The sequence below is a fragment of the Frankiales bacterium genome, from assembly GCA_016125335.1.
Taxonomy (GTDB): Bacteria; Actinomycetota; Actinomycetes; order S36-B12; family CAIYMF01; genus Longivirga.
Genome location: WGLY01000017.1, coordinates 245,720 through 269,488, shown reverse-complemented (window position 1 = coordinate 269,488; position 23,769 = coordinate 245,720). Strand labels below are relative to the sequence as shown.

Annotated in this window: 21 protein-coding genes; 8 read left to right on the top strand and 13 right to left on the bottom strand. The window is 75.0% G+C overall.

Annotated features, from left to right (window positions below; all coding sequences use genetic code 11):
- The first annotated feature begins 14 nt into the window (after positions 1–14).
- Positions 15–272, top strand: coding sequence for a hypothetical protein (locus tag GC157_11095; protein ID MBI1378008.1), 258 nt, complete (start codon positions 15–17; stop codon positions 270–272).
- Positions 273–970: 698 nt separating this feature from the next.
- Here the strand turns inward: GC157_11095 and GC157_11090 are convergent.
- The 6 genes from GC157_11090 to GC157_11065 form a co-directional block, all read right to left on the bottom strand.
- Positions 971–1,477: a hypothetical protein gene (locus tag GC157_11090; GenBank protein ID MBI1378007.1), complete on the bottom strand. Its 507-nt coding sequence runs from the start codon at positions 1,475–1,477 to the stop codon at positions 971–973.
- Positions 1,474–2,730, bottom strand: coding sequence for an AI-2E family transporter (locus GC157_11085; GenBank protein ID MBI1378006.1), 1,257 nt, complete (start codon positions 2,728–2,730; stop codon positions 1,474–1,476). Before GC157_11085 ends, GC157_11090 begins: the two co-directional genes overlap by 4 nt.
- 49 nt (positions 2,731–2,779) lie before the next feature.
- A complete protein-coding gene (locus tag GC157_11080) occupies positions 2,780–4,648 on the bottom strand; it encodes a redoxin domain-containing protein (protein MBI1378005.1) in 1,869 nt (622 codons plus the stop codon).
- 44 nt (positions 4,649–4,692) lie between these two features.
- Positions 4,693–5,301: a hypothetical protein gene (locus GC157_11075; protein ID MBI1378004.1), complete on the bottom strand. Its 609-nt coding sequence runs from the start codon at positions 5,299–5,301 to the stop codon at positions 4,693–4,695.
- A 129-nt stretch (positions 5,302–5,430) separates the two neighbouring features.
- Positions 5,431–6,204 (bottom strand): carbon-nitrogen family hydrolase, encoded by a 774-nt coding sequence (locus GC157_11070; protein ID MBI1378003.1) that lies wholly within the window; start codon positions 6,202–6,204, stop codon positions 5,431–5,433.
- Positions 6,205–6,271: 67 nt separating this feature from the next.
- Positions 6,272–7,723, bottom strand: a complete 1,452-nt coding sequence (locus GC157_11065) for an AMP-binding protein (GenBank protein ID MBI1378002.1) — start codon at positions 7,721–7,723, stop codon at positions 6,272–6,274.
- A gap of 45 nt (positions 7,724–7,768) precedes the next feature.
- Between GC157_11065 and GC157_11060 the strand changes: the two genes are divergently transcribed.
- Both GC157_11060 and GC157_11055 read left to right on the top strand, forming a co-directional pair.
- On the top strand, positions 7,769–8,644 hold the full coding sequence (locus tag GC157_11060; GenBank protein MBI1378001.1) for a maleylpyruvate isomerase family mycothiol-dependent enzyme: 876 nt from the start codon (positions 7,769–7,771) through the stop codon (positions 8,642–8,644).
- Between the two features lie 179 nt (positions 8,645–8,823).
- A complete protein-coding gene (locus GC157_11055; GenBank protein ID MBI1378000.1) occupies positions 8,824–9,570 on the top strand; it encodes a DUF805 domain-containing protein in 747 nt (248 codons plus the stop codon).
- Between the two features lie 16 nt (positions 9,571–9,586).
- On the opposite strand, the gene GC157_11050 is transcribed toward GC157_11055, so the two are convergent.
- From GC157_11050 to GC157_11030, 5 genes are all read right to left on the bottom strand, one after another.
- On the bottom strand, positions 9,587–10,690 hold the full coding sequence (locus GC157_11050) for a serine hydrolase (GenBank protein ID MBI1377999.1): 1,104 nt from the start codon (positions 10,688–10,690) through the stop codon (positions 9,587–9,589).
- An 82-nt stretch (positions 10,691–10,772) separates the two neighbouring features.
- The gene (locus GC157_11045) at positions 10,773–12,242 is read right to left on the bottom strand and encodes a 2-oxo acid dehydrogenase subunit E2 (protein ID MBI1377998.1); all 1,470 of its coding nucleotides are present in this window, start codon (positions 12,240–12,242) and stop codon (positions 10,773–10,775) included.
- 86 nt (positions 12,243–12,328) lie between these two features.
- A complete protein-coding gene (locus GC157_11040; GenBank protein MBI1377997.1) occupies positions 12,329–13,312 on the bottom strand; it encodes an alpha-ketoacid dehydrogenase subunit beta in 984 nt (327 codons plus the stop codon).
- On the bottom strand, positions 13,312–14,394 hold the full coding sequence (gene pdhA / locus GC157_11035; protein MBI1377996.1) for a pyruvate dehydrogenase (acetyl-transferring) E1 component subunit alpha: 1,083 nt from the start codon (positions 14,392–14,394) through the stop codon (positions 13,312–13,314). Before pdhA ends, GC157_11040 begins: the two co-directional genes overlap by 1 nt.
- Positions 14,395–14,549: 155 nt before the next feature.
- A complete protein-coding gene (locus GC157_11030) occupies positions 14,550–15,533 on the bottom strand; it encodes a LysR family transcriptional regulator (protein MBI1377995.1) in 984 nt (327 codons plus the stop codon).
- A gap of 147 nt (positions 15,534–15,680) precedes the next feature.
- On the opposite strand from GC157_11030, the gene GC157_11025 reads away from it, so the two are divergent.
- From GC157_11025 to GC157_11005, 5 genes are all read left to right on the top strand, one after another.
- Positions 15,681–17,087, top strand: coding sequence for an FAD-binding protein (locus GC157_11025; protein MBI1377994.1), 1,407 nt, complete (start codon positions 15,681–15,683; stop codon positions 17,085–17,087).
- 370 nt (positions 17,088–17,457) lie between these two features.
- Positions 17,458–18,912: an MFS transporter gene (locus GC157_11020; GenBank protein ID MBI1377993.1), complete on the top strand. Its 1,455-nt coding sequence runs from the start codon at positions 17,458–17,460 to the stop codon at positions 18,910–18,912.
- A gap of 124 nt (positions 18,913–19,036) precedes the next feature.
- Positions 19,037–19,582: a hypothetical protein gene (locus GC157_11015; protein ID MBI1377992.1), complete on the top strand. Its 546-nt coding sequence runs from the start codon at positions 19,037–19,039 to the stop codon at positions 19,580–19,582.
- Between the two features lie 88 nt (positions 19,583–19,670).
- Positions 19,671–20,078, top strand: a complete 408-nt coding sequence (locus GC157_11010) for a hypothetical protein (protein ID MBI1377991.1) — start codon at positions 19,671–19,673, stop codon at positions 20,076–20,078.
- 114 nt (positions 20,079–20,192) lie between these two features.
- Complete coding sequence (locus GC157_11005; protein MBI1377990.1) at positions 20,193–20,396, top strand: hypothetical protein; 204 nt, start codon at positions 20,193–20,195, stop codon at positions 20,394–20,396.
- Positions 20,397–20,409: 13 nt separating this feature from the next.
- Here GC157_11005 and cydC read toward each other — a convergent pair whose 3' ends face one another.
- On the bottom strand, positions 20,410–22,107 hold the full coding sequence (cydC, locus tag GC157_11000; protein MBI1377989.1) for a thiol reductant ABC exporter subunit CydC: 1,698 nt from the start codon (positions 22,105–22,107) through the stop codon (positions 20,410–20,412).
- On the bottom strand, positions 22,104–23,765 hold the full coding sequence (gene cydD, locus GC157_10995) for a thiol reductant ABC exporter subunit CydD (protein MBI1377988.1): 1,662 nt from the start codon (positions 23,763–23,765) through the stop codon (positions 22,104–22,106). Before cydD ends, cydC begins: the two co-directional genes overlap by 4 nt.
- Positions 23,766–23,769 lie beyond the last annotated feature (4 nt).

The following is a 23,769-nucleotide window of genomic DNA, read 5'->3' as shown; positions in this document are numbered from 1 at the left end:
CACCGTTCGGACCCGTGCCCGACGCCTGCGTCGCGTACACCGTCGTCTGCGTCAAGCTCGATGACGTCGACGGGTCCGACGGCAGCGACGCCGGTCGCAACGCCGCCGGAAGCCGGTCACCCACACCCGACACGGCCGTCGCGGACGGATCGGCATCCACCGACCCATCCACCGTGATGACACCCGCAGTCGTGTCATTGCTCACGATCGGGACCGGCGTCCCCTCCGAACACGCCGGATCGTCCGGCGTCGTCAACACACACCCCGGATAGGCGAACACCTGCAACCGCGACGCCCACCCCGCACCCCACCGAGCACGGAACGCCGAATAGTCGATCGACAGATCCGCACTGCCCCGTGCTGCAACGCCGTCCGTGCGATGGACCATGAACGCCAGGCCCTGAGCACCCGTCAACGCCGCCTTCGCCTGCGTCAACACCTGCACCGCAGCCGAACTCACCGCAGTCCCCGGCGCAGCCGCCTGCGGAGGCATCACCGACACCACACCGGGCTGGCGAGACGCAATCACCACCTGCGCGAACGACCCCGCAGCAGGCAACACCCACGAACCAGGCCGCGCAGACACCGACGCCGGATCCACGGGCTGAGACGGCACCACCGGGGTCTCAGGTATCGCGGCAGGTCCACCCGACACGGACGACCCCGCAGATGCAACTACAGAAGCCGCTACCGCGTATCCGTCGTCGCCCACGAACGACCACATCAGCGCCAGCGCCACACCCAGCGCCGTCGCCACCAGCATCCGCGAACGAGCCCAACGAACCAGCCAGCCGTGCCATGACGCCATGAGATCCCCCGAGCTCGCGTGCGCTGATGCTGCTGAGCGAACACAACCAGCGCTCCGGCCAAGGGTCAAGCACGTGCGAGCCGTTGGACGGGGAGCCGCTCGAAGTCGCGCGGTGGGTGGCTGCGTGTCGAGCGAGCCGGCATCGTCGGAGCGGCGCTGCGCTCAGTGGCCGACGAGCAGCTTGACGCCGATGACGGCCGACGCGAGCACGAGCACGCCCACGACGTAGCCGAGCGCGCGCACCCGGCTCGCGGTGACCCGCGCGGACCGGTAGCCCACCGCCGCGACGATGAGCACGAGCAGCAGCTCGGACACGAGCAGGCCAGGGTCCTGCCCGAGCAGCAGCACGGGGAGCGCCGCGAGCACCGCCACGGGCAGGCCCCCCGTCGCCTGTGCCGTCAGCACCTCGACGCTCTCCGGCGTGAGCAGCCCGCCGTCGACCAGGCGCGAGGACATGCGGAACGCGAGGTGGTGGGCCAGCACGAGGCCGATGCCGGTGCCGAGCACCACCGCGGCGGCGTGCAGCCGCTCGTCGGTCGCGGCGACCGGCAGGGCGAGCAGCACCGCGAGCAGCGAGAGGCTGATGTAGAGCGCCATCGTGGTGGCCTCGAGCACGACCTCGCGCCGGGGGCGGCCCCGCGGCGCGGCGACGTCGGCCTCCTCGCTCACGCCGGCGCCTCACCCGCAGGCGCGTCGGCGGGCGCCTCGGCGGCAGGCGCGATGTCGGCTGGCTCAGTGTCGTGCCGGTCGGAGCGCTTGCGACGCTTGGGCACCAGGCCCATGGGCGGTGCCAGGGCCGGCGGTTCGAGGGCCTTCGGGTCGACGCCGTGGCGCAGGCGGAAGCCCTCGCTGAGGCTGATCACCATCGCGATCACCGGGATCGCGAGCAGCGCGCCGGCGGCACCGAACAACGCCGCGCCGAGCATGACCGATCCGAACGCCACCGCAGGATGGACGTCGACGGCGCGAGCGCTGATCCTCGGCTCGATCGTGAGGTTCTCCACCTGCTGGTAGAGCAGCGCCCACACCAGGGCGATGACGCCGACGATCGGGGTGGGGCTGAGCAGGCCGACGATCACCGGCAGGATGATCGAGATGTAGGTGCCGATCGTGGGCACGAACTGCGCGACGACTCCGGTCCAGATCGCCAGCGCGAGCCAGTAGGGCATCCCGATGATCACGAACACGATGCCGGTGGTGACGCTGTTGATCGTCGCGAGCACCACACGGGCGGCGACGTAGTTGCCGGTCTTGGTGGCGGTGACGTCCCAGACGTCGATGACGGCGCGCTGCACCCGCAGGGGGAACAGCGTCGCGATGTAGGTGCGCAGCCGGAGGTAGTCGGCGGAGATGTAGAACGTGAACAGGCCGAAGGTGAACAAGCCGAACACGGAGCTGAGCACCGCGCCGGCCAGCGTGAGCACCGCGGCGAGGATGTTGCCGGCGTAGGCGGCGAGGTCGTTGGGCGCGATGTTGAGCGAGGCGAGCAGGTCGTTGAGCGAGAGGGTGGAGCCGGTCCACCCGCTCACCGTCGTGAGCAGGTGGTCGACCAGCCCGGGCAGCGCGGTGACGATCCCCTTGATCTGCGAGACCAGCAGCTGCCCGAAGACGAGCACGAACAGCACGGACAGCACGACGAAGCTGACCATCACGATCCCCGTGGCGGCGCCACGGCGCATGTGCCGCGACAGCGGCCGCACCGCGGGCTCCATGGCCACGGCGGCGAACCACGACATCAGCACGGTGAAGATGACCGCACCGCCGTCGCCCACCACGAAGTTCACGAACAGGCCGACCGCCACCACGGCGACCACGACCCACGCGGAGCGCCAGACCGCCCGCGAGGTGGGGAGGCGGTCGGCCGGATCGGGTGGTGCGGTCACCGTCGCCGGCACTCCGGCCGCACCCGTGATGTCGGTCATCCCGCTCCCTCCGCACCGCACGCGGGGCCGCGCCGGCCGGACGCCGGGGTCAGGCCTCCAGTCCCGCGAGCACGAGCGCGAGCCGTCGCGCTCCGTCCGGCGTCAACCGTACTGGGACGCCCCAGTCCTGCTGGTGAACGTGGCACGCCGGGAACTCCGCGGCGCCCGGCGCGTCCGGGTCGTCGCACGACGCCGCGCGCACCGAGACGTGCAGCACCCCCTCCTCGACGCCGGACTCGGCGGGGTCGGCCAGCACGAGCGGCGCGCGCAGGTCGGTGCCGCTGCCGGCGCCGTCGGAGAGCAGCGCGGGCGGCGAGGCCGACACGACGAGGTAGGTCGACGGGCCGTACCGGTCGTCGAGCTTCTGGCCGGGCGGCGGCGTGAAGAGCACCTCGAGGTCGAGCGGCCCGGGCGCGACGTCGGTGGGCGGGCGCCGGGTGCGGTAGGACGAGCCCTCGACCCGCAGCGCGGCCTCCGGTAGCGCGACCCGGGTGAGGCGGTGGGCCGCGGACTCCACGACGAGCAGCACGTGGCCGCGGTCGGCGTCCGGCACGACGACGACGTCGCTGGGCTCGGCCAGCCCGGTGGCCAGCGTGCTCACCTGACGCGTCGCCGGGTCGAACCGCCGGATCGCGCCGTTGTAGGTGTCGGCCACGGCGACCGATCCGTCCGGCAGCTCGCAGACGCCGAGCGGGTGCTGGAGCAGGGCGTCCTCGGCGTCGCCGTCCATGAGCCCGAAGTCGAACAGGCCACGTCCCACCTCGGTGGTGACGAGGCCGTTGCGCACCCGGCGCAGTGCGGAGGTCTCGCTGTCGGCCAGCCACAGGGTGTCGCCGTCGGCGCTGACGGCGAGACCGGAGGTCTGGGCGAACCAGGCCGCGGGCAGCTCGCCGTCGACGAGGCCCTCGTTGGTGGTGCCGGCGTAGGGCGCGACGGCGCCGGCGCCGGGGTCGACGCGGTCGAGCCGGTGCACACCGGCCATCGCCACCACCAGCGCGTCGTCGAACCAGGCGAGGTCCCACGGGCTCGACAGCGACACCGCGCGCGCGTGGCCGGAGGACGCCTCGCCCTGCATCCACTGCGCGCCCGTGCCCGCGAGCGTGCGCACCGTCCACGTGGCGGTGTCGAGAGCGCGGACCGCGTGGTTGACCGTGTCGGCCACGACCACGTCGTAGCCGAGCCGCGCGGCCACGTCGTCGGGCAGCACCGCGACGCCGTTGGGCTCGCTGAACCGTGCCGTGCCGGCGTCGCCGTCGACGAATCCGCGCACGCCCGTGCCGACGCGGCGCAGCAGCGTCTCGCCGTCGGCGGCCAGGTGCACCAGCGAGTGGTGCGCGGTGTCGCTCACCAGGAGCGTGCCGTCGCCGAGCACCACCGCCTTGCCGGGGAACGAGAGCAGCCCGGGCCGCGGCGGCGGGGGCACGAACGGCCCGGTGCCGCGGTGCAGCGTGCCCTTCGCCTCGTGCTCGGTGACGAGGTCGGCCACCAGCGCGTCGAGGGCGTGCGCGTGGCCCTCGCCCGACATCTGCGCCACGACGTAGCCCTCGGGGTCGACGACGGTGAGCGTGGGCCACGCGCGCACGGCGTACTGCTGCCAGGTGGCCAGCTCGGGGTCGTCGAGCACCGGGTGGTCGACGCCGTAACGCTCCACCGCGGCGACCACGGCGGCGTGCTCGGCCTCGTGCACGAACTTCGGCGAGTGGACGCCGACGATCACCAGGACGTCGGAGAAGCGCTGCTCGAGCGGGCGCAGCTCGTCCAGCACGTGCAGGCAGTTGACGCAGCAGAACGTCCAGAAGTCGAGCAGCACGATCTTGCCGCGCAGGTCGGCGAGGGAGAGCTCGGCGCCGCCGGTGTTGAGCCAGCCGCCCCGACCGACGAGTTCGGGGGCGCGCACGCGGGCACGGGAGGTCGTCACCGGCGCAGCCTATGCGCGGCCGGTCGCGGCGCGACCCGGCGTCGTCAGGCCGTGGCCATCGCGGTGCGGGTGGCCGCCCGGCCGAGCTCCCACCGTCCGTCGGCCGCCCCGATCGCTGCGGCGACGACGACGGCCACCACCGACCACGTCCATCCGGGCTTGACGGCCATGAGGAACACGACGCCGAGGAACCCGCCGGTGAGGGTGTGGCCCACGATCCACGCGCGCGGCGCGAGCGCCGCCCCGCGCAGGGACGGGGTGACCGGGGCACCGGGGCCCGACGCCGCGATGGCGGCCTGCAGCTCGTCGGCCACGCCGCGGCCCCACGGCGTCATGACCGCGCCGCTGAGCCCCATGAGCACGACGACGGCGGCCACCGACACCACGACCCAGCTCGACCCCCAGGAGAAGTCGTCGTCGGCGGGCGCGGTGCCTAGCAGTGCCCCGCCGGCGACGAGCACGGCGAGGATCGCCCACGGGATGGTGCGCGAGCCGCGTCCCATCGCCATCGCCCACGAGCCGAAGACGCCGAGGCTGCCCGCCTTCGGCAGCGCGGCCTGGGCCACGCGCAGCAGGCCCGCGATCATGAAGGTGACGATCACCAGGGCGATGTGCAGGAAGAGCAGCACGTCGTACACGGTCTGGGAGTCCACCGGACTCCTCCTGTCGTGGTCGGGCCCCCGCTCCCGCGCAGTATCGACGCCCCCAGGCCCGATGTCACTGGTGAAAGGGTCGTCTCCCGGGCTGGGAAGCGACCCTTTCACCAGTGACGTCGGACGGGGTCAGAGCCTCCGGTCGGTGAGCGCGGGGAACGAGCGGCGCCACTGCACGGCGAGGTCCGGGTCGACGTCGGCGAGCAGCACCTCCTCGGCCTCGCCGGCCTCGGCCACCACCTCGCCGCGCGGGTCGACCACCACCGAGCGCCCGCCCATCGCGACGCCGGCGTGACGGCCCGCGCTGTTGCAGGCCACCACCCACGCCTGGTTCTCGATGGCCCGGGCCCGGGTGAGCACCGACCAGTGCTCGATCCGCGGCGTGGGCCAGCCCGAGGCCATGAGGTAGGTCTCCGCGCCGGAGTCCACCAGCCGCCGGAACAGCTCGGGGAAGCGCAGGTCGTAGCAGGTGGCCAGTCCGGTCGCGCCCAGCGGCGTCGGGAGCACGACCAGGTCGTCGCCCGCGGTCATCACGGACGGCTCGCCGTCCTCCCAGCCGAACAGGTGCTGCTTGCGGTAGGTCGCGACGACGTCGCCATCCGGGTCGACGACGACGCTGGTGTTGTAGCGCCGGTCGCCCGCGAGCTCCGGGTAGGAGCCGGCGTGCAGCCAGATCCCGGCACGCCGCGCGGCCTCGCGCATCCGCGTGACGACCGGGCCGTCGAGCGGCTCGGCGTGCTCCCGCGCGGCGGCGAGGTCGAACGCGCCCACGGTCCACAGCTCCGGCAGCACCGCGAGCTCGACGCCGGACAGGCCCTCCACGAGCGCGGCCGCGCGCTCGACCCGGTCCGCGACCGGCTCGGTGTCCGAGGAGTCGAGCTGCACGAGGGCGACACGCGTCATGCCCCCATCCTCGCCGAGGGGACGCCGTCCCCGCACACCCCGGCCCGGGCCGCCCGCCGGCGGCCGGTCAGCCGGGGGCGGCGCGCAGCTCGCTGCGGACGACCTTGCCCATCGGGTTGCGCGGCAGGTCCGGCACGACCGTCCACGCGCGCGGGCGCTTGTACGCCGCGAGCCGGCCCGCCGCGTGCTCGTCGAGCACCCGGGCGACGTCGGCACCCATGCCGTCGGCGAGCGCGTCCCCGAGCACCACGAACGCCACGACCCGCTCGCCCCAGGTGGGGTCCGGGACGCCGACCACGGCGACGTCGACGACGCCGGGGTGCTCGCGCACGGCGTCCTCCACCTCGCGCGGGTAGACGTTGTAGCCGCCGGTGATGATGAGGTCGCTGGCCCGTCCCACCAGGCGCAGGCAGCCGTCGTCGGAGAGCTCGCCGACGTCGCCGGTGCGGAACCACCCGTCGTCGGTGAACGCGGCCGCCGTCGCCTCCGGGCGCTCCCAGTAGCCGCGGAACACCGACGGGCCGCGCACGAGCACGGCGCCGTCGTCGTCGAGCCGCAGCGCCACACCGGGCAGCGGGTGCCCCACCCAGCCGGCGCGGCGCTCGCCGTAAAGGGGGTTCGACGTGAGCATCACGGTCTCGGTCATGCCGTAGCGCTCCACGGGCGGCTGCCCGGCCAGCCGCGCGACGTCGTGGAAGAGCACGGGGTCGAGCGGGGCCGAGCCGGAGACCAGCAGCCGCAAGCCGGCGAGGCCGGGCAGCGTGTCGGCGTCGCGCAGCCGCGCGTACATCGTGGGGACGCCGAAGAACATCGTGGCGGCGTGGTCGCGCACGGCGTCGAGCACCGCGGCGGGCTCGAAGCGCGGCAGCACCACCATCGACGCACCGGCCGTGAGCGTGCCGTTCACGCCGGCGCCGAGGCCGTGCATGTGGAACATCGGCAGCGCGTGCACCAGGCGGTCGGACGGCGTCCATCCCCACGCCGACACCAGCGCCTCGGCGCCCGCGCGCAGGTTGCCGTGGTCGAGCATCGCGCCCTTGGGCCGGCCGGTGGTGCCGCTGGTGTAGCCGATCATCGCGAGGGCGTCGTCGCCCGCGCGGTCGAGCCCGGGTGCGTCGGTGCCGCCGGCGTCCGGAACACCCGCGAGCCGGTCCGCGGTCAGCACCCGCTCCGGCGGCAGCGGCACCCGCGCCGGGTCGTCGACGACGGCGAGCACCGGGCGGGCGTCGCCCACGACGTGCTCGAGCTCGGGCCGCGTGTACGCCGTGTTGGCCGGGACGACGACGGCGCCGAGCCGGAGCACGGCGACGTAGGCCAGCACGGTGGAGGCGCCCGGCGAGCAGGAGAGCAGCACGCGGTCGCCGGGGCGCACGCCGGCGGCGTGCAGCCGTGCGGCCGCGGCGGCGGTCTCGCGCAGCATCGCCGCGCCGTCGAGCCGGACGCCGTCCGCGGCGTCGACGAGCACAGTCGCGTCCGGCCGCGCCCGCCAGTGCGCCGTCCACGCGGAGGTCAGACCCATGGCCTCGATCCTGCCGCAGGACGGTGCCGTCGCTAGCCTCGCGGCATGACCGCACTCGCCGCCGACGCCTACGACCTGCGCACCCTGCTCGACGCGTGGGAGTCCAGCCTCCGCGCCGTCGCCGAGCTCGGACGCCGGCTCGACCCGCAGCAGTGGGACGCCCCCACGGAGTGCCCGGGCTGGTCCGCGGGCGACGTCGTGCGCCACCTCGCCTGGATCGAGGCGTTCCTCGCCGGGCGCGCCGACCCCGAGCACGAGGTGGACTGGTCGCGCTTCCCGCACCTGACAACCGACTTCGGCCGGATGACCGAGGTGGGGGTGGACGTGCGCCGCCCGCACCCGCAGGAGCAGGTGTGCGACGAGCTCGCCGGCCTGGTCGACGTGCGGCTCGCGCAGATCCTCGCCCTCGACCCGCTCGGCCTCGACACCGAGGTGATGGGCGTGTTCGGCAAGCCGGTGCCACTGCAGAACCTGCTGCGCGTGCGCACGTTCGACGCCTGGACCCACCTCCAGGACGTGCGCCGCGCCACCGGGCTGCCCGGCGACCTCGCGACATCGGGTGCGCAGGTGTCGGCGTCGCAGATGGCCCGCAGCCTGCCGTTCGTGCTCGCCCGCAACGTGGGTGCCCCGCCCGGCACCACCCTGCGCCTCGAGGTGACCGGCGACGTCGCGTTCACCCGGTGGGCCGGCGTCGACGACGACGGCCGCGGGGTCGAGATCGACGACCTGGCCGCACCCGGCTCGCCCACGATCTGGCTGCGCACCGACTGGGAGACCTACGCGCGGCTGTGCACCGGCCGGCTCGACGTGAGCGACCCGGCCGTGCTCGCCCGGGTGGAGGTCGGCCACGACGCCGCGGGTCCCGCCGACGCCGCCGAGCTCGCCGCACGCCTGCCCGAGGCGCTCGCGATCACGCCCTGACGCGCCGGGCCTGCAGCGCCGGGGAGCACTGCGCCGACCTCGGCTCACGGGCCGCATGATGGGCACGACCGCGCACCCGCGGCGCGGGCGGCGACCCGGCCTGCGCCGTCTGCGGCACGTGACGGCCTAGGCTCGACCGCAGGCGCTCGTCCGGGCGCGCAGACGTGGAGGGAACCGCGATGACCGACCAGTCCGCCACCCCCAACCCGGCCCCCGGCTGGTACCCCGACCCCGCGGGCAGCGGCGGGCAGCGGTACTGGGACGGCGCGGCCTGGACCCAGCAGGTCGTGCCCCCGGCGGCGCCGCCGGCCGCCACGACGCCCCCCGCCCCGGCCGCGCCGCCCGCCCCGGCGGCTGCGCCGACCCCGCCGCCGGCCGCTCCCGCACCGGCACCCGCGTACCCCGCCCAGCAGGCCCCCGCCTACCCCGGCCAGCAGGCACCGGGGTTCCCGGCGGCGCCGGCGTACGGCGGCGGCGTGCCCTACGAGCCGGTGGGCCCGCGCAAGATCGGCTTCGGCGAGGCGGTATCGCGGGCGTTCTCGCGCTGGACCAACTACTCCGACCGCGCCACCGTGGCGGAGTACTGGTGGTTCGCGCTGTTCATGGTGATCGTCGTCGTGGCCGTCTACATCGTGGCCGCCGTGCTCACGGCCGCGACGTCGACCAGCACCACGAGCGCGAGCGGAGCCATCACCGTGACCTCGATCGGCGCCGGCGGCGTGATCGGGCTGATCCTGCTGGGCGTGACCTACCTGGTCGCATTCCTCGTGGGGCTGCCGCTCTCGGTGCGGCGTCTGCACGACGGCGACCGCAGCGGCTGGTGGATCCTGCTCGGCTTCGTGCCGTTCGGGAGCCTCGTGCTGCTGGTCTTCTACATCCTGCCGGGCACGGCCGGGCCCAACCGGTTCGGCCCGGTGGTGTCCTGACCGCTCGCGCCGCGGGTCAGCCCGCGAGGTGGTGGGCGAGCGCGCGGGCGGCCTCGGCGTTGTCGAGGTGGTCCTCCTCGCCGTCGGGGTGCGACCACGACGACACCACCACCACGACCACCTGGCGCGGGACGTCGACGTAGAGCAGCTGGCCGTGGATGCCGATGCCCAGCGCGACGTCGGCGTCGAGGCCCGGGGTGTACCAGCACGAGCGGTACGCCCCCGTGCCCGGCCACATCGTGGCGAAGTCGCCGCGGGCCCAGTGCTCGCGGCTGCCGGCGCGGAGCAGGTCGTCGAGGAGCGCGTCGTCGACCACGTCGGCACGCCGCTCGGCCAGCAGCAGCCCGAGCCGGGCCACGTCGCGCGGCAGCGCGCTCATGCCGCCGGCCGCGCGCGGCGTGCCCTCGCGGTCCAGGGTGACCGACGCGCCGAGCTCGGTGCCGGCCGGCTGCCACAGGTAGCGCTCGACGGCCTCGGCCCACGTGGTGCCGGCCGCCTCCGCGCACACCCAGCCGAGCACGTCGACCGTCGGCGAGAGGTAGCGGAACCGCTCGCCGTGCGGGCCGTCGGGCTCGCGGGCGGCGAGGTAGTCGCGCAGCGGGGGCGTGCCGGCCGGCGCGGGGTACCAGCCCGACGCGTGCCGGTAGGCGGCGACGTCCGGGCCGGGTGAGTAGTCCTCGACGAACCGGAACGAGGCCTGCATGTCGAGCAGCTGACGCACCGTCGCCGAGCCGAAGGCGCCGCCCGCCACCTCGGGCAGCACGTCGCCGGTGCGCGCCTCGAGGTCGAGCAGCCCGCGCGAGGCCAGCGCCAGCGCCAGCAGCCCGGTGACGGACTTGGTGACGCTGAAGAGCAGGTGCTGCTCGTCGGTGCGCACGCCCGGCGCCTGCCAGTCGAGCACCACGGTGCCCTCGTGCAGCACCACCACGGCGTCGGTCTCGTGGTCGACGAGCAGGTCGAGCAGCGGCCGCCGCCCGTCGTGGGCGTCGACGGGAAGCTCGAGCAGCTCCGGGCGCGGGCGCTCGGGGAGCCGGCGCGGCTCGCGCGCGGACCGGATGCGCTCGGTCGGCAGCAGCTCGCGCACGTGGCGCACCGACCAGCCGATGTGCTCGGGCGCCATCCAGTCGGCGAGGGTGGCCCGGCCGCCCGCGGTGGCGCGGCCGAGGTCGACGAGCCGCCCGCTGGGGTGCGCGAACCGGGTGTCAGCCGAGGGCGAGGTCGACAGCGGGGTCCTCCAGGAATCGGGCGACGTCGGCCAGCACCGTGGAGCCGAGGGCGCCGTCGACGAGGCGGTGGTCGAACGAGAGCGTGAGCTGCATGATCTGGCGCACGCGCACCTCGCCCTCGTGCACCCACGGCTTCGCGACGGCCCGGCCGACGGCCAGGATCGCCGACTCGCCCGGGTTGATGATCGGCGTGCCGCCGTCGACGCCGAACACGCCGACGTTGGTGATGGTGATCGTGCCGCCGCTCATGTCGGCCACCGAGGTGCGCCCCGACTTGGCCGTCTCGACCAGGTCGTGCAGCGCCCGCGCGAGTCCGACGAGGTCGAGCTGGTCGGCGTCCTTCACGTTGGGGACGACGAGACCGCGCGGCGTGGCCGCCGCGATGCCGAGGTTGACGTAGTGCTTGGTGACGATCTCGCGCGCCTCGGCGTCCCAGACGGCGTTGATGCCGGGGTTGCGCCGCACCGCCCGGATCAGTCCCGCGGCCACGAGCAGCAGCGGCGAGACCCGGGTGCCCTCGAGCTCCGGGCGGGCCTTGAGCCGGTCGACGAGCTCGAGGGTGCGGGTGACGTCGACCTCGACCCACTCGGTGACGTGCGGTGCGGTGAAGGCGCTGGACACCATCGCCTCGGCCATGAGCGCGACGACGCCCTTGACCGGCGTGCGGGTCTCGCGCTCGCCCGACGCCGGGCGCGGGCCGCCGAGGGCGCCGCCCGCCCGGGCCGAGGCTGCCGCCGCGCCGCGGCCGCCGGCCGCACGCTGGACGTCGTCGCGGGTGATGACGCCGCCGGGCCCGGTGGGCGCGACGACGGCGAGGTCGACGTCGAGGTCCTTCGCGAGCCGGCGCACCGGCGGCTTGGCCAGCACCACCGAGCGGCGCGAGAGCACCTCCTCGGCGTGACGGCCCACCTCGAGGCCGCCGTGGCGCACCGGCTTGACCGCCTCGCCGGGCGGCCCGGCCTCCGGCGCGGTGGTGCCGTGCGGGTCGCGGGAGAGCACGCGCGCGCGGCGGACCGGGGTGGCCGTCTGCTTGACGCCGTAGCCGACGAGCACGGCCTCGCGCGCCGCCGGGGCGGCAGCCGCGGGTGCGGCAGCCGCGGCCGGAGCGGGCTCGGCAGCAGGCTCGGCCGGCGCGGCCGGCGCGGCGGTCGTCGCGGTGTCGCCCGCGGGCGCGGGGCCGACGTCGCCGGCAGGGGCGGGCGCGTCGGTGGAGATCGACAGGATCGGCGTGCCGACCTCGACCACCTCGCCCTCGGAGACGAAGACCTCGGCCACGACGCCGGCGAACGGGCACGGCAGCTCCACCGCGGCCTTCGCCGTCTCGATCTCGACGATGGTCTGGTTGACCGTGACCGCGTCGCCGGGCTTGACGTGCCAGGACAGGATCTCGGCCTCGGTGAGCCCCTCCCCGACGTCGGGGAGGCGGAAGGTGCGCACCTCGCTCACGCGGCCACCCCCGCGGGGGCGGTGCGGGCGGCGTCGGCGCGGAGGGTCGCGACGGGCAGGGCTGGGGTCGTCATCACGCCACCTCCTCAGAAGGCCAGGGACCGGTCGACGGCGTCGAGCACGCGGTCGAGGTCGGGCAGGTAGTCCTCCTCGAGGCGGGCCGGCGGGTAGGGCGTGTGGTAGCCGCCCACCCGCAGCACGGGAGCCTCCAGGGAGTAGAAACACGTCTCGGTGATCCGGGCCGCGAGCTCGGCGCCGACCCCGAGGAACACCGGCGCCTCGTGCACCACGACGAGCCGGCCGGTGCGGCGCACCGACGCGGCGACGGTGTCGACGTCGAGCGGCGACATCGACCGCAGGTCGACCACCTCGAGCTCGATGCCCTCGGCGGCCGCGGCGGAGGCGGCCTCGAGGCACGTGCGCACCATGGGGCCGTAGCAGACCACCGTCACGCTCGTGCCGGGGCGCACCACCCGCGCCCGGAAGGGCGAGGGCGCCGTCGCGAGGTCGAGGGACTCGTCGACGTCGGCCTTGTCCCAGTAGCGGCGCTTGGGCTCGAAGAACACGACCGGGTCGTCGCAGGCGATCGCCTGCTGCACCATCGCGAACGCGTCGGCCGGGTTCGACGGCGAGATCACGCGCAGGCCCGCGGTGTGGGCGAAGTACGCCTCGGGCGACTCGGAGTGGTGCTCCACCGCTCCGATGCCGCCGCCGTAGGGGATGCGGATGGTGATCGGCATCGGCGTGCGGCCGGCCGACCGGGCGTTGTGCTTGGCCACCTGGGTGACGATCTGGTCGAACGCGGGGAACACGAAGCCGTCGAACTGGATCTCGACGACGGGCCGGAACCCGCGCATCGCGAGCCCGACCGCCGTGCCGACGATGCCGCTCTCGGCCAGCGGGGAGTCGATCACCCGCGCCTCGCCGAAGTCCTTCTGCAGGCCGTCGGTCACGCGGAAGACGCCGCCGAGCTTGCCGATGTCCTCGCCCATGAGCAGGACCTTGGGGTCGTTCTCCAGCGCCTTGCGCAGACCCGCGTTGATGGCCTTCGCCATCGTGGTGACCGCCATCAGTGCCCCCCTCCCACGAACGAGGCGTGGTAGGCCTCGAACTGCGCGCGCTCCTCGTCGACGAGCGCGTGCGGCTCGGCGTAGACGTGGTCGAACATCGAGGTCTTCTCCGGCTCGGGCATCTCGCGGCAGCCGCGGCGCAGGTCGACGGCGAGCGCCTCGGCCTCGGCCTCGATCTCCGCGAACCACTCGTGGCCGGCCCAGCCGTTGCGCGCGAGGTAGACCTTGAGCCGCTCGATCGGGTCCTTGAGCTTCCAGGCCTCGAGGTCGGCGGCGACGCGGTAGCGGGTGGGGTCGTCGGAGGTGGTGTGCGCGCCCATGCGGTAGGTGAACGCCTCGATGAGCGTGGGGCCCTGGCCCTCGCGCGCGGCGGCGAGCGCGGCCTGCGTGACCGCGAGCACCGCGAGCACGTCGTTGCCGTCGACCCGGACGCCGGGGAAGCCGAAGCCGTCGGCGCGGCGGTAGAGCGGGATGCGGGTCTGCCGCTCGAGCGGCTCGCTGATGGCCCACTGGTTGTTCTGGCAGAAGAACACGACCGGCGCGTTGTAGACCGCGGAGAACACGAAGGCCTCGTTGACGTCGCCCTGGCTGCTGGCGCCGTCGCCGAAGTAGCAGATCACCGCGGAGTCGTCGCCGTCGCGCTGCATGCCCATGGCGTAGCCGACCGCGTGCAGGGTCTGGTCGCCGATGACGATCGTGTAGAGCGCCATGTTGTGCTCGTGCGGGTCCCACCCGCCGTTGGTGACGCCGCGGAACAGCCCGAGCAGCTGGAGCGGCTGGACGCCGCGCGACCACGCGACGCCGTGCTCGCGGTAGGTCGGGAACGCGAAGTCGCCGGGGGCGAGGGCGCGGCCGGAGCCGACCTGCGCGGCCTCCTGCCCCACGCACTGGGCCCACAGGCCGAGCTCGCCCTGGCGCTGCAGGGCGGTGGCCTCGGCGTCGACCCGGCGGACCAGCACGAGGTCGCGGTAGAGCCCGCGCAGCTGGTCCGGCGTCAGCTCGACGTCGTAGTCGGGGTGGTGGACCCGCTCGCCCTCGGGGGTGAGGAGCTGGACGAGCTCGGGGCCTCCGTCTGCGGTCATGGGTGGACCTCCTGGCGGTAGCCGTCGGGCGTCGCGGCAGGAGGCTCGCGGGGTCGCCGCTCGCCGGTCGCGCCACGTCGCGCTGTCCCGCCATCCTGGCATCCCACCCGCCGACCCGGTACCGCACGGGCCCGATGTCACTGGTGAACGGGTCGCTACCCCGGCCCGGAGGCGACCGTTCCACCAGTGACATCGGTGGGGGTGAGGCCGACGGCGGCGAGGTCGTCCTCGACGTGGTGGGCCAGCGACGCGCGCCGGCGCTGGACGTAGCGCACGAAGCGCCGGCCGGCCTCGGTCACCCGCGCCGGGTCCCACGCGAGAACCAGCCGCGAGGGCTCGAGGTCGTGGATCGGCAGGAAGGTGAGCCCCGGCCGGACGTAGTCGCGCGCCACCGAGAGCGGGACGACGTCCACCCCGCGGCCGAGGCCCACCTCGGCCAGCCACTCCTCGCTCGTGCCGGCGCGGCTGAGCACCGCCTTGGGCGAGGTGGAGGTGCGCAGGTCGTGCAGGTACCACTGCGCGGCGAACACCGGGTCCGTGACGATCTCGACCTCGAGGAAGCGCTCCTGCACCAGCCGCCCGGCCGACACCGGCTCGCCGGCGCGCGCCAGCGGGTGGTCGGCGGCGAGCAGAGCGAGGAGCGGGTCGCGCTCGAGCTCCACGTGGCGCAGCCGGTCGTGGCCGGTGAACGGCGGCCGGACGAAGGCGACGTCGACCGCGCCGGAGAGCAGGCCGGCCGAGGGGTCGTCCCACTCGTACTGGCGCACCTCGAGCGGCACCTCCGGATGGCGGCGGCTGTAGCCGGCGAGCAGCGAGCGCGAGACCTCCGTGAGGGAGAACAGCAGGAACCCGACGGTGAGCGGGGCGTCGGCGGTGCGCCGGGCCACCTCCCGGGCCAGCCGCTCGAGCTCCTCGGCCCGCTCCAGGGTGGCGCGGGCCGGGCCGAGCAGCTCCTCGCCCGCCGGGGTGAGCCGCACGCCCTTGCTGTCGCGCTCGAAGAGGCGGACGTCGAGCGAGCGCTCGAGCGCCTTGATCTGCTGGCTGAGCGACGGCGGGGTGATGAACAGCCGCGCGGCGGCCCGGCCGAAGTGCATCTCCTCGGCGACCGTCACGTAGGCGCGCAGCAGCCGCAGCTCCATGGCCTGGGACGTTAGCCAACGCCTCACGACCCTGAGGCGGATTTACCTGGTCGGCGCACGGCCCGGGGGTGTTGCCTGCTCGCTGCCGCCCCACCGGGGGGCGGCAGGACCGGCGACCCCGGTCGGACGAGAGAGAGACACACCGCCATGAGCACCCTCACCACCGGGCCGGACCGATCTCCGGCCCCGGTCGCCGCCGACGCGCTCGACGCGCTGCGCGACCAGGTCGCCGGGCCGGTCCTCGACGGCACCACCGCCGAGGCCGACGCGGAGGCCGCCACCTTCAACGTCGCGGTCGTGCACCGGCCCGCCGTGGTCGTGGGCGCCACCAGCGCCCAGGACGTCGCCGCCACGGTCCGCTGGGCCGCGGCGCACGGGCTGTCCGTCGCGGCGCAGGCCACCGGGCACGGCCCGGTGCACCCCGTCGACGGCGTGCTGGTGACCACGCGGCGGATGAGCGCCGTCGTCGTCGACCCGCAGGAGCGCACCGCCACGTTCGACGCCGGCACCCGCTGGTCCGACGTGCTCGAGCGCTCGGCGCCCTACGGCCTGGCCCCGCTCGTCGGCTCGAGCTCGGGCGTCGGCGCCGTCGGCTACACCCTCGGCGGCGGCATGGGCCTGCTGGCCCGGCGCCACGGCTTCGCGGCCGACCACGTGCGCAGCCTGCAGATCGTCACCGCCGACGGCGTGGTGCGCCACGTCGACGCCGACAACGAGCCCGACCTGTTCTGGGCCGTGCGCGGCGGCAAGGGCAACTTCGGCGTCGTCACCTCCATGACCGTCGACCTGTTCCCCGTGGCGACGCTGTGGGGCGGGCCGGTGTTCTACGCCGCGGACGACGCCCGCGCCGTGCTGCACGCGTTCCGCACCTGGTCGGCCGCGCTGCCCGACGAGGCCACGGCCTCCGTCGCGCTGATGCGGTTCCCCCCGATCGAGGAGGTGCCCGAGCCGCTGCGCGGCCGGTTCGCCGTGCACCTGCGCTACGCGCACTGCGGCGACCCGATCGAGGCCGAGCGCGTCCTCGCGCCCATGCTCGAGGTGGCCGCGCCGGTGATGAGCCTGCTCGGCCCGATCCCCGCCACGGGGACCGACGTGGTGCACCAGGACCCGAAGGACCCGATGCCCGTGCACGAGGGCAGCCGGCTGCTGGCCGAGCTGCCCGAGGAGGCCGTGGACCTGCTGCTCGCAGTGGCGGGGCCGCAGCACGACCTGCCCGTGCCGATGGTGGAGCTGCGCCTCATGGGCGGGGCGCTGGCGCGGCAGGCCGCGGTGCCCAACGCCGTGGCCGGGCGCGGTGCGGCGTACTGCCTGTTCGCGATCGGGGTGCTGGCACCGGGCCTCGAGGACGTCACGCCGGCCGTGGTCTCCGGGATCACGACGGCGATGTCGGCCTGGGGAACCGAGGAGACGCTGGTGAACTTCCTCGGCGGCGCGGACGCGACGCCGCAGGGAGTGCAGCGGGCCTGGGCCCCGGCTGCCCGCGAGCGCCTGCTCGCGGTGAAGCAGGCCTACGACCCGGCGAACCTGTTCCGCCACGGGCACGCGCTGCGCTGACGGCGACCGCCCCGCCGCGGCCCCGCGGCCGGCCCCACCGGGTCGGTCGCGGGGCCGCCGCGCGTTGCGGCGATCCCGGGCGTGGGAGCGGCTGGCGTGGCTAGCGTGGTGCCGTGCGGCGGGCGACCCGCCGCCCCGGACCCGGGAGCCCCCATGCTCATCACGGCGATCGTCGTCTTCCTCCTGCTGGTGGCCGCTCTCCTGTGGTGGACCCGGCGCAACGGCAACTCCGGCGCCCGCAGCGTGGACGAGCACGGCGTCCACGAGGGCGGTGCCGGCGGTGCGAAGCGGCCCGACGTCCCGCCCTCGGGCGGCGTGCAGTCCCGCTGACCGCAGGCGGCCGCAGCCGCCCTGCCCTAGGGTCGCCACGGTGGCGACCACCGGCCTGCGGATGGGGACGCCGGCGGGGCGCCTGGCCCTGGCGGCGACCGTCGTCGGCAGCAGCGCCGCCTTCCTCGACACCTCGGTCGTCAACGTCGCCCTGCCGGCCATCGGCCGCGATCTCGGCGGCGGCCTGGCCACCGCGCAGTGGGTCGTCGACGGCTACCTGCTGACGCTCGGGTCGCTCGTGCTGGTCGGCGGCAGCCTGGGCGACCTGCTCGGCCGGCGCCGCGTGTACGAGTGGGGCCTCGTGCTCTTCGTGCTCGCGTCGGTGGCGTGCGGCCTCGCGCCCTCGCCCGCCGTGCTCATCGCCTCCCGCGCGGTGCAGGGGGTCGGCGCCGCGCTGCTCGTGCCGGGGTCGCTGGCGATCCTCGCCAGCTGCTTCGCGCGCGGCGACCGGGGTCGCGCGATCGGCGCGTGGTCCGGCCTCACCACCGTGGTGACGGCGGCCGGCCCGGTGGTGGGCGGCCTGCTCGTGGCGTCGTCGTCGTCCGGCTGGCGCTGGGTGTTCCTGGTGAACGTGCCCGTGGTGGCGGTGGCGCTCGTGCTCTCGCGCCGCGGGATCGCCGACATCCCGGGCACGCGCGAGCCCGGGCCGCTGCGCGGCCAGCTCGACGTGCTCGGCGGCGTGCTCGCCGTCGTCGGGCTCGGGCTGCTGGTGGGGCCGCTCATCGAGATCGAGCGTCTCGACGCGCTGCTCGTGATCCTGCTCGTGCTCACCGGTGCCGGGGTGCTGACGGCCTTCGCCCTCGTCGAGCGCCGCCGCACCCGCACCCGTCATCCACCGCCCATGCTGCCGACGGACCTCTTCGCCGTCCGCGCGCTGACCGTGGCCAACCTCGTGACGCTGGCCGTCTACGGCGCGCTGTCCGTGGGCTTCCTGCTGCTCACGGTGGTGCTCCAGGTGGGGCTGGGCTACACGGCCTGGCAGGCGGGCCTGGCCGGCCTGCCGGTCACGCTCCTGCTCGCGGGGTTCTCCTCGCGCGTCGGCGGGCTCGTGCCACGCGTCGGCGCCCGTCTCCTGCTCACCGCGGGCGGCGCCGTCATCGCCGTCGGCGTGCTGCTGCTCTCGACCATCGCGCCGGGGACGTCGTACGTGACCGGCGTGCTGCCCGGCGTGGTGGTGTTCGGCGCGGGCCTCGCCCTCGTGGTCGCACCGGTGACCACCACGGCCGTGGGCCACGTGTCGGCGCAGACGTCGGGCGCCGCGTCCGGGGTCAACAACGCGGTGGCCCGCGTGGCGGGGCTGGTCGCGGTCGCGTTCGTGCCGTGGCTCGGCGGACTCACGGGTGCGGCGCTCTCGGGCGGGCCGGGCCTGGTCGAGGGCTACCAGCGCTCGATGCTCGTCGTCGCCGGCCTGCTCGTGCTCGGCGCGGCCGTCGCGTGGTTCGGGCTGGCCGGCACCTCGGCCGACGGCCGGGCGCCGGACGACCCCGACGCCTAGCCACGACGAGGCGCGACCATGCAGCGGGCTCTGCGCCAGGGGGACCGACCCGTGCCCGATCCCACCCCGCGCGACAGGGCATTCGCGCCCGCGGGCCCGGCCGGCTCGGCCCTAGGTTGCTGGCATGGACATCGACTTCAGCCTGCGACGCCTCACGGGCCGGATCAGCGTCACCTTCGAGCGGAACGACGACCCGGCGCGCGTGGGTTCGGGGCCGGAGTCAGCGGGGTTCCCGTGGTGCCACGCGGACGTGGACTACCCCGCGCACGGCTACGACGCCGTCCTCGGCTGGATCCAGCTGGTGCGCAGCGACGACAACCGCAGCGGCGGCATGGAGTTCGAGATCGACCCGCTCGCCTTCCTGGGCGACCTGCCGCACCCCTTCTGCTGGATCGGCCTGAACCCCCAGCTCTTCGACGCCCCGTCGCGGTCGCCGCTGCACGACATGAGCTGGCGCGCCCACAGCTTCCTCTGCGTGCCCGACGGCCCGCCCAGCTCGATGGAGGTGCACGCCCTGGCCGGATTCGCCTGGGGCTTCGACGTGAGCGGCTCGGACATCGCGCTCGTCGAGCCCTTCGCCGTCGGGCCCGAGGTCTGGGAAGGCCACCTGGCTGCGCTCACCGCCGGCTACCCGGCATGGAGGTTCCAGCGCGGCTTCCGATCGACCTGAGCAGCAGTACTGCAGGAATGCCGACCAGCATCTTCACGGGTGTCGTTCCAGGGAGTGGGGGATCGAGGCAGTGGCCAGACTTCCGGTGGTGATCGAGGAGCGGGCTGATCACTGGTTGGTCCAGCACAGTGAGGTCAGTCAGGTGAAGATCGACTGGGCCGTGACGCTTCTGTTCCTCGAGGGATTCGAGATCCGGATTGCAGCGCCGTACGTTCTCACCCTCCCTGGACGGGAGCCGCTCACGATCGACCCGGAGGACGATCCCCGTCTGGGCGTGGAGCTGTTGCCACTGTCTCGGCTGGTGGGCGCCGCATGCACCATGTTCAAGTCTGGTGAGCTGACGATCCACTTCGACAACGACATCCACCTGCACGTCCCCCTGTCGCATACGCCGTACGAGGATTGGCAGTTGTCGACCCGTGAAGGGCGTCTGTTCATCGCCGCACCGGGCGGCCAGCTGCAGATCTTCGGTCCCAATGTCGGGCCGGGCGGGTGAGACCCGAGCGGTTCAGCAGCGACCCGCGTCGATGCCGACGTGCGTGAGGGTTCCTCCGCTCGTCGTCGCGTCCGGCACTCTGGAGCGGTCGGTCGCCAGGTCCAGCAGTCGCACATGCGGCTGGCGCGCGTCCCGACCACGTGGCACCCGATCGCGAGCCCGTCGGTGCTGACGGGCATGACGGTCGGGGACGTCCTCGCGCAGACGGCCGGCGACGACCGCGACGCCGCGCTGGCCGACTGGGCTCGATGGGTGTGGTCGCGCTGGGCGGATCACCACGCCGAGGTCGTCGCGCTGTGCGAGGCTCGCGCGCTCTGATCCGGTCCGGTGCTCAGCCGAGGCGGTGGATGCGGTCGAGCCGGTCGAGGCCGTGCGGACGGTGGGCGACCCACAGCACCGTGCGGCCCTCGAGCGCGGCGAGCAGCTCGCCGGCCACGATGTCGGCGGTCGCCTCGTCGAGGTGCTCGGTGGGCTCGTCGAGCAGCACCACGGGATGCCCCCCGAGCAGTACGCGGGCCACACCGAGGCGCTGGCGCTGCCCCGCCGACACCCGGGCGCCGTGCTCGCCCACGGAGGTGTCGAGCCCGTGGGGCGAGGCGTCGAGCCAGGGCCCGAGGCCGACGGCGTCGAGCACGGCGCGCACGTCCTCGTCGGGGGCGCCGGGGCGGGCCAGGCGGACGTTCTCCACCACCGAGGTGTCGAACACGTGCGGCAGCTGCGGGCACCAGCCCACGACCGAGCGCAGGTCCGCGCCGGCGAGGTCGCGCAGCTCGACGTCGCCGAGCCGCACCGAGCCGGTGTACGGCAGGAAGCCGGCCAGCACCGCCAGCAGCGTCGACTTGCCGGTGCCCGAGGGCCCGACGATGCCCACCCGCGCGCCGGCGGGCACGTCGAGGTCCAGGCCGGTGAGCACCTCACCGCCCGAGGGCCAGCCGGCGCCGACGCCGCGCAGCCGCACGCCCACCACCCCGGCCGGGGGCGCGGCCGGCACGGCCGGGTCCGGCACGGGGTCGACGGCGTCGAGCACCTCCACCACGCGCTGCGCCGAGCCGCGCACCCGGCCGAGGGCCAGCGCCGCGACCGGCATCGACACCACGGCCTCGTAGGTGGCCAGCGGCAGCAGCGCCAGCACCGCGAGGTCGACGCCGGGGAGCGCTCCGCTGCGCACCGCCGGGATCGCCACGATCAGCATCGCCACCACGGCGCCGCCCGAGAGCAGCACGCCGAGGCCGGAGGCCAGCCCGCTCGCCCGCGCGCTGCGCGCGGCCAGCCCGCCGATGCGCCGGTCGTCCTCCTCGAGCCGGTCGAGCCAGGTCCCCGCCGCGCCGGACACGGTGAGGTCGCCCATGCCGTCGAGGAGGGTGAGCACGTCGGCGTTGAGCCGGCCGCGCTCGGGCGCGCTCGCGCGATCCGCGTCCGCGGCGGCGCGCGCAGTGATCCACGGGACCACGGTGGCGGCCAGCAGCAGCGACACCGCCAGCACGGCCCCTGCCGCCGGCAGGATCACCACGGCCAGCACCACGGAGCCCAGCGCCACGAGGCCGCCGGCGAGATAGGGCACGAGCACGCGGAGCGGGAGGTCCTGCGCGGCGTCGACGTCGCGCACCAGGCGCTCGAGCAGGTCGCCGCGCCTGTAGGCGGGGACGCCCGCGGGCGCGACGACGGCGAGCCGGTCGTAGACCGCCAGGCGCAGCCGCGACAGCCCGCGGAAGGCGGCGTCGTGGGAGACGAGACGCTCGGCGTAGCGGAACACGCCGCGGCCGATGCCGAAGGCGCGCACCGCGACGATCGCGACCTCGAGCTCGAGCACGGGCGGCTGGAGCGCTGCGCTGGAGATCAGCCAGGCGCTCGTGGCGAGCAGGCCCACCCCGCTCCCGATCGCGAGCGCCCCCAGGAGCACGGCCAGCGCGAGCCGACGGCGCTCGGAGAGGATCCAGGGCAGCAGCCGGCGCACCGGCGAGGCGGCGGACGCAGCACCGGGCGCGACCGGCGCGGTCGCGACGCTGCCGGTCGAGCGGTCGGCGCTCATGCCTGCACCCCCACCGGCTCGAGCGCCACGACGTCGTCGGCACCGGCCACGAGCGACGGGCGGTGGGCCACCACGAGCACCGCGCTGCCGCGCTCGGCCAGCCGGCGCACCGCGGCGACGACGTCGGACTCCGAGACGTCGTCGAGGCCCGCGGTGGGCTCGTCGAGGAGCACCAGCGCGGGCGGGTCGAGCAGCACGCGGGCCAGCGCGACGCGGCGGCGCTGGCCGGCGGAGACGTCCGAGGCGAGGTCGCCGACGCGCGTGGCGGGGCCGTCGGGCAGCGTCGCCGGGTCGATCCCGGCCTCGCGCAGGGCGCGCTCGACGTCGGCGTCGGTCGCCGTCGGACGGCGCAGCCGCACGTCGTCGGCCACGGTGGGGCCGACGAGCACCGGGTCCTGCCCCACGACACCGAGGCGCGACCGCCAGGCCGCGGGGTCGAGGTCGGCCAGGTCGGCCCCGGGACCGGACCCGACCCCGACCTGCACGCGGCCCGAGTCCGGGGCGACGAATCCCTGGAGCACTGCGAGCAGCGTGGACTTGCCCACGCCCGAGGGACCGACGAGCGCCACCACGCGCCCCGGCGACAGACGCAGCGACACCGGCGCCAGCGCGGGCACCGAGGTGCCCGGGTACGTCACGGTCACGGAGTCGACGACGACGTCGCCGTCCGGCACGTCGTGCCGCTCGCCGCGCGAGGGCGGCTCCACCGCGAGCACCTCGAACACCTGCTCCGCGGCGTCGATGCCGTCGGCGGCGGCGTGGAACTGCGCGCCCACCTGGCGGATGGGCAGGTAGACCTCCGGCGCCAGGATCAGCACCACGAGCCCGGTGCGCAGGTCCATCTCGCCGTTGACCAGGCGCAGCCCGATCGACACCGCGACGATCGCGACCGACAGCGTGGCCAGCAGCTCGAGCACGAACGACGACAGGAACGACACGCGCAGCACGCCGAGGGTGGCGGTGCGGTACTGCCGGTCGATCTCGGCCATGCGCTGCGCCTGCGCGCCCTCGCGGCGGAACGCCTTGAGCGTGGGCAGGCCGGCCACGACGTCGAGGAAGTGGCCGGCCAGCACGCCGAGGGTGGACCACTGCCGGGCGGTGGCGCTCTGGGTGTACATGCCGACGAGCACCATGAACACCGGGATCAGCGGCGCGGTGAGCGCCACGATGACCGCGGCGAGCAGGTCCTGCGTGAGGATCGCGACGCCGACGGTGAGCGGGACGACGACGGCCACGACCAGCTGGGGCAGGTAGCGCGCGACGTAGGGCTCGACGCTGTCGACGCCGCGGGTCGCGAGGGTGGCCACCTGCCCGCGGCGCTCGCCGGACAGCCACACCGGCCCGAGCCGCACGACGTGCGCGAGCAGCGCGGCGCGCAGCTGCGCGGACGTGCGGGTGGCGGCCCGCTGCGCCAGGCTCTCGCCCACCGTGGCCAGCAGCGCCCGGCCGAGGACGACGAGCGCGAGCAGCAGCACGACGCCGCGGACGTCGTCGAGCGTCTCGCCCCCGAGGAAGACCCGCGACACGACGTCGCCCAGGCTGAACGCCTGGGCGACGACGAGCACCGCAGTGGCGGCCGAGACCCCGATCGACCCGATCAGCAGCGTGCGGACACCACGGGCGTAGCGCAGCAGCCGGGGGTCGAGCGGGCGGGACACCAGT

Excerpts from the sequence above, each read along its gene's own strand:
- GC157_11015 (MBI1377992.1), top strand. The coding sequence starts at position 19,037 with ATGGACATCGACTTCAGCCTGCGACGCCTCACGGGCCGGATCAGCGTC.
- GC157_11040 (MBI1377997.1), bottom strand. The coding sequence starts at position 13,312 with ATGGCGGTCACCACGATGGCGAAGGCCATCAACGCGGGTCTGCGCAAG.
- cydC (MBI1377989.1), bottom strand. The coding sequence starts at position 22,107 with ATGAGCGCCGACCGCTCGACCGGCAGCGTCGCGACCGCGCCGGTCGCG.
- GC157_11025 (MBI1377994.1), top strand. The coding sequence starts at position 15,681 with ATGAGCACCCTCACCACCGGGCCGGACCGATCTCCGGCCCCGGTCGCC.
- GC157_11065 (MBI1378002.1), bottom strand. The coding sequence starts at position 7,723 with ATGGGTCTGACCTCCGCGTGGACGGCGCACTGGCGGGCGCGGCCGGAC.
- GC157_11060 (MBI1378001.1), top strand. The coding sequence starts at position 7,769 with ATGACCGCACTCGCCGCCGACGCCTACGACCTGCGCACCCTGCTCGAC.
- GC157_11050 (MBI1377999.1), bottom strand. The coding sequence starts at position 10,690 with ATGGCGCCCGAGCACATCGGCTGGTCGGTGCGCCACGTGCGCGAGCTG.
- pdhA (MBI1377996.1), bottom strand. The coding sequence starts at position 14,394 with ATGACCGCAGACGGAGGCCCCGAGCTCGTCCAGCTCCTCACCCCCGAG.
- GC157_11085 (MBI1378006.1), bottom strand. The coding sequence starts at position 2,730 with ATGACCGACATCACGGGTGCGGCCGGAGTGCCGGCGACGGTGACCGCA.
- GC157_11005 (MBI1377990.1), top strand. The coding sequence starts at position 20,193 with ATGCGGCTGGCGCGCGTCCCGACCACGTGGCACCCGATCGCGAGCCCG.
- GC157_11070 (MBI1378003.1), bottom strand. The coding sequence starts at position 6,204 with ATGACGCGTGTCGCCCTCGTGCAGCTCGACTCCTCGGACACCGAGCCG.
- GC157_11055 (MBI1378000.1), top strand. The coding sequence starts at position 8,824 with ATGACCGACCAGTCCGCCACCCCCAACCCGGCCCCCGGCTGGTACCCC.
- GC157_11030 (MBI1377995.1), bottom strand. The coding sequence starts at position 15,533 with ATGGAGCTGCGGCTGCTGCGCGCCTACGTGACGGTCGCCGAGGAGATG.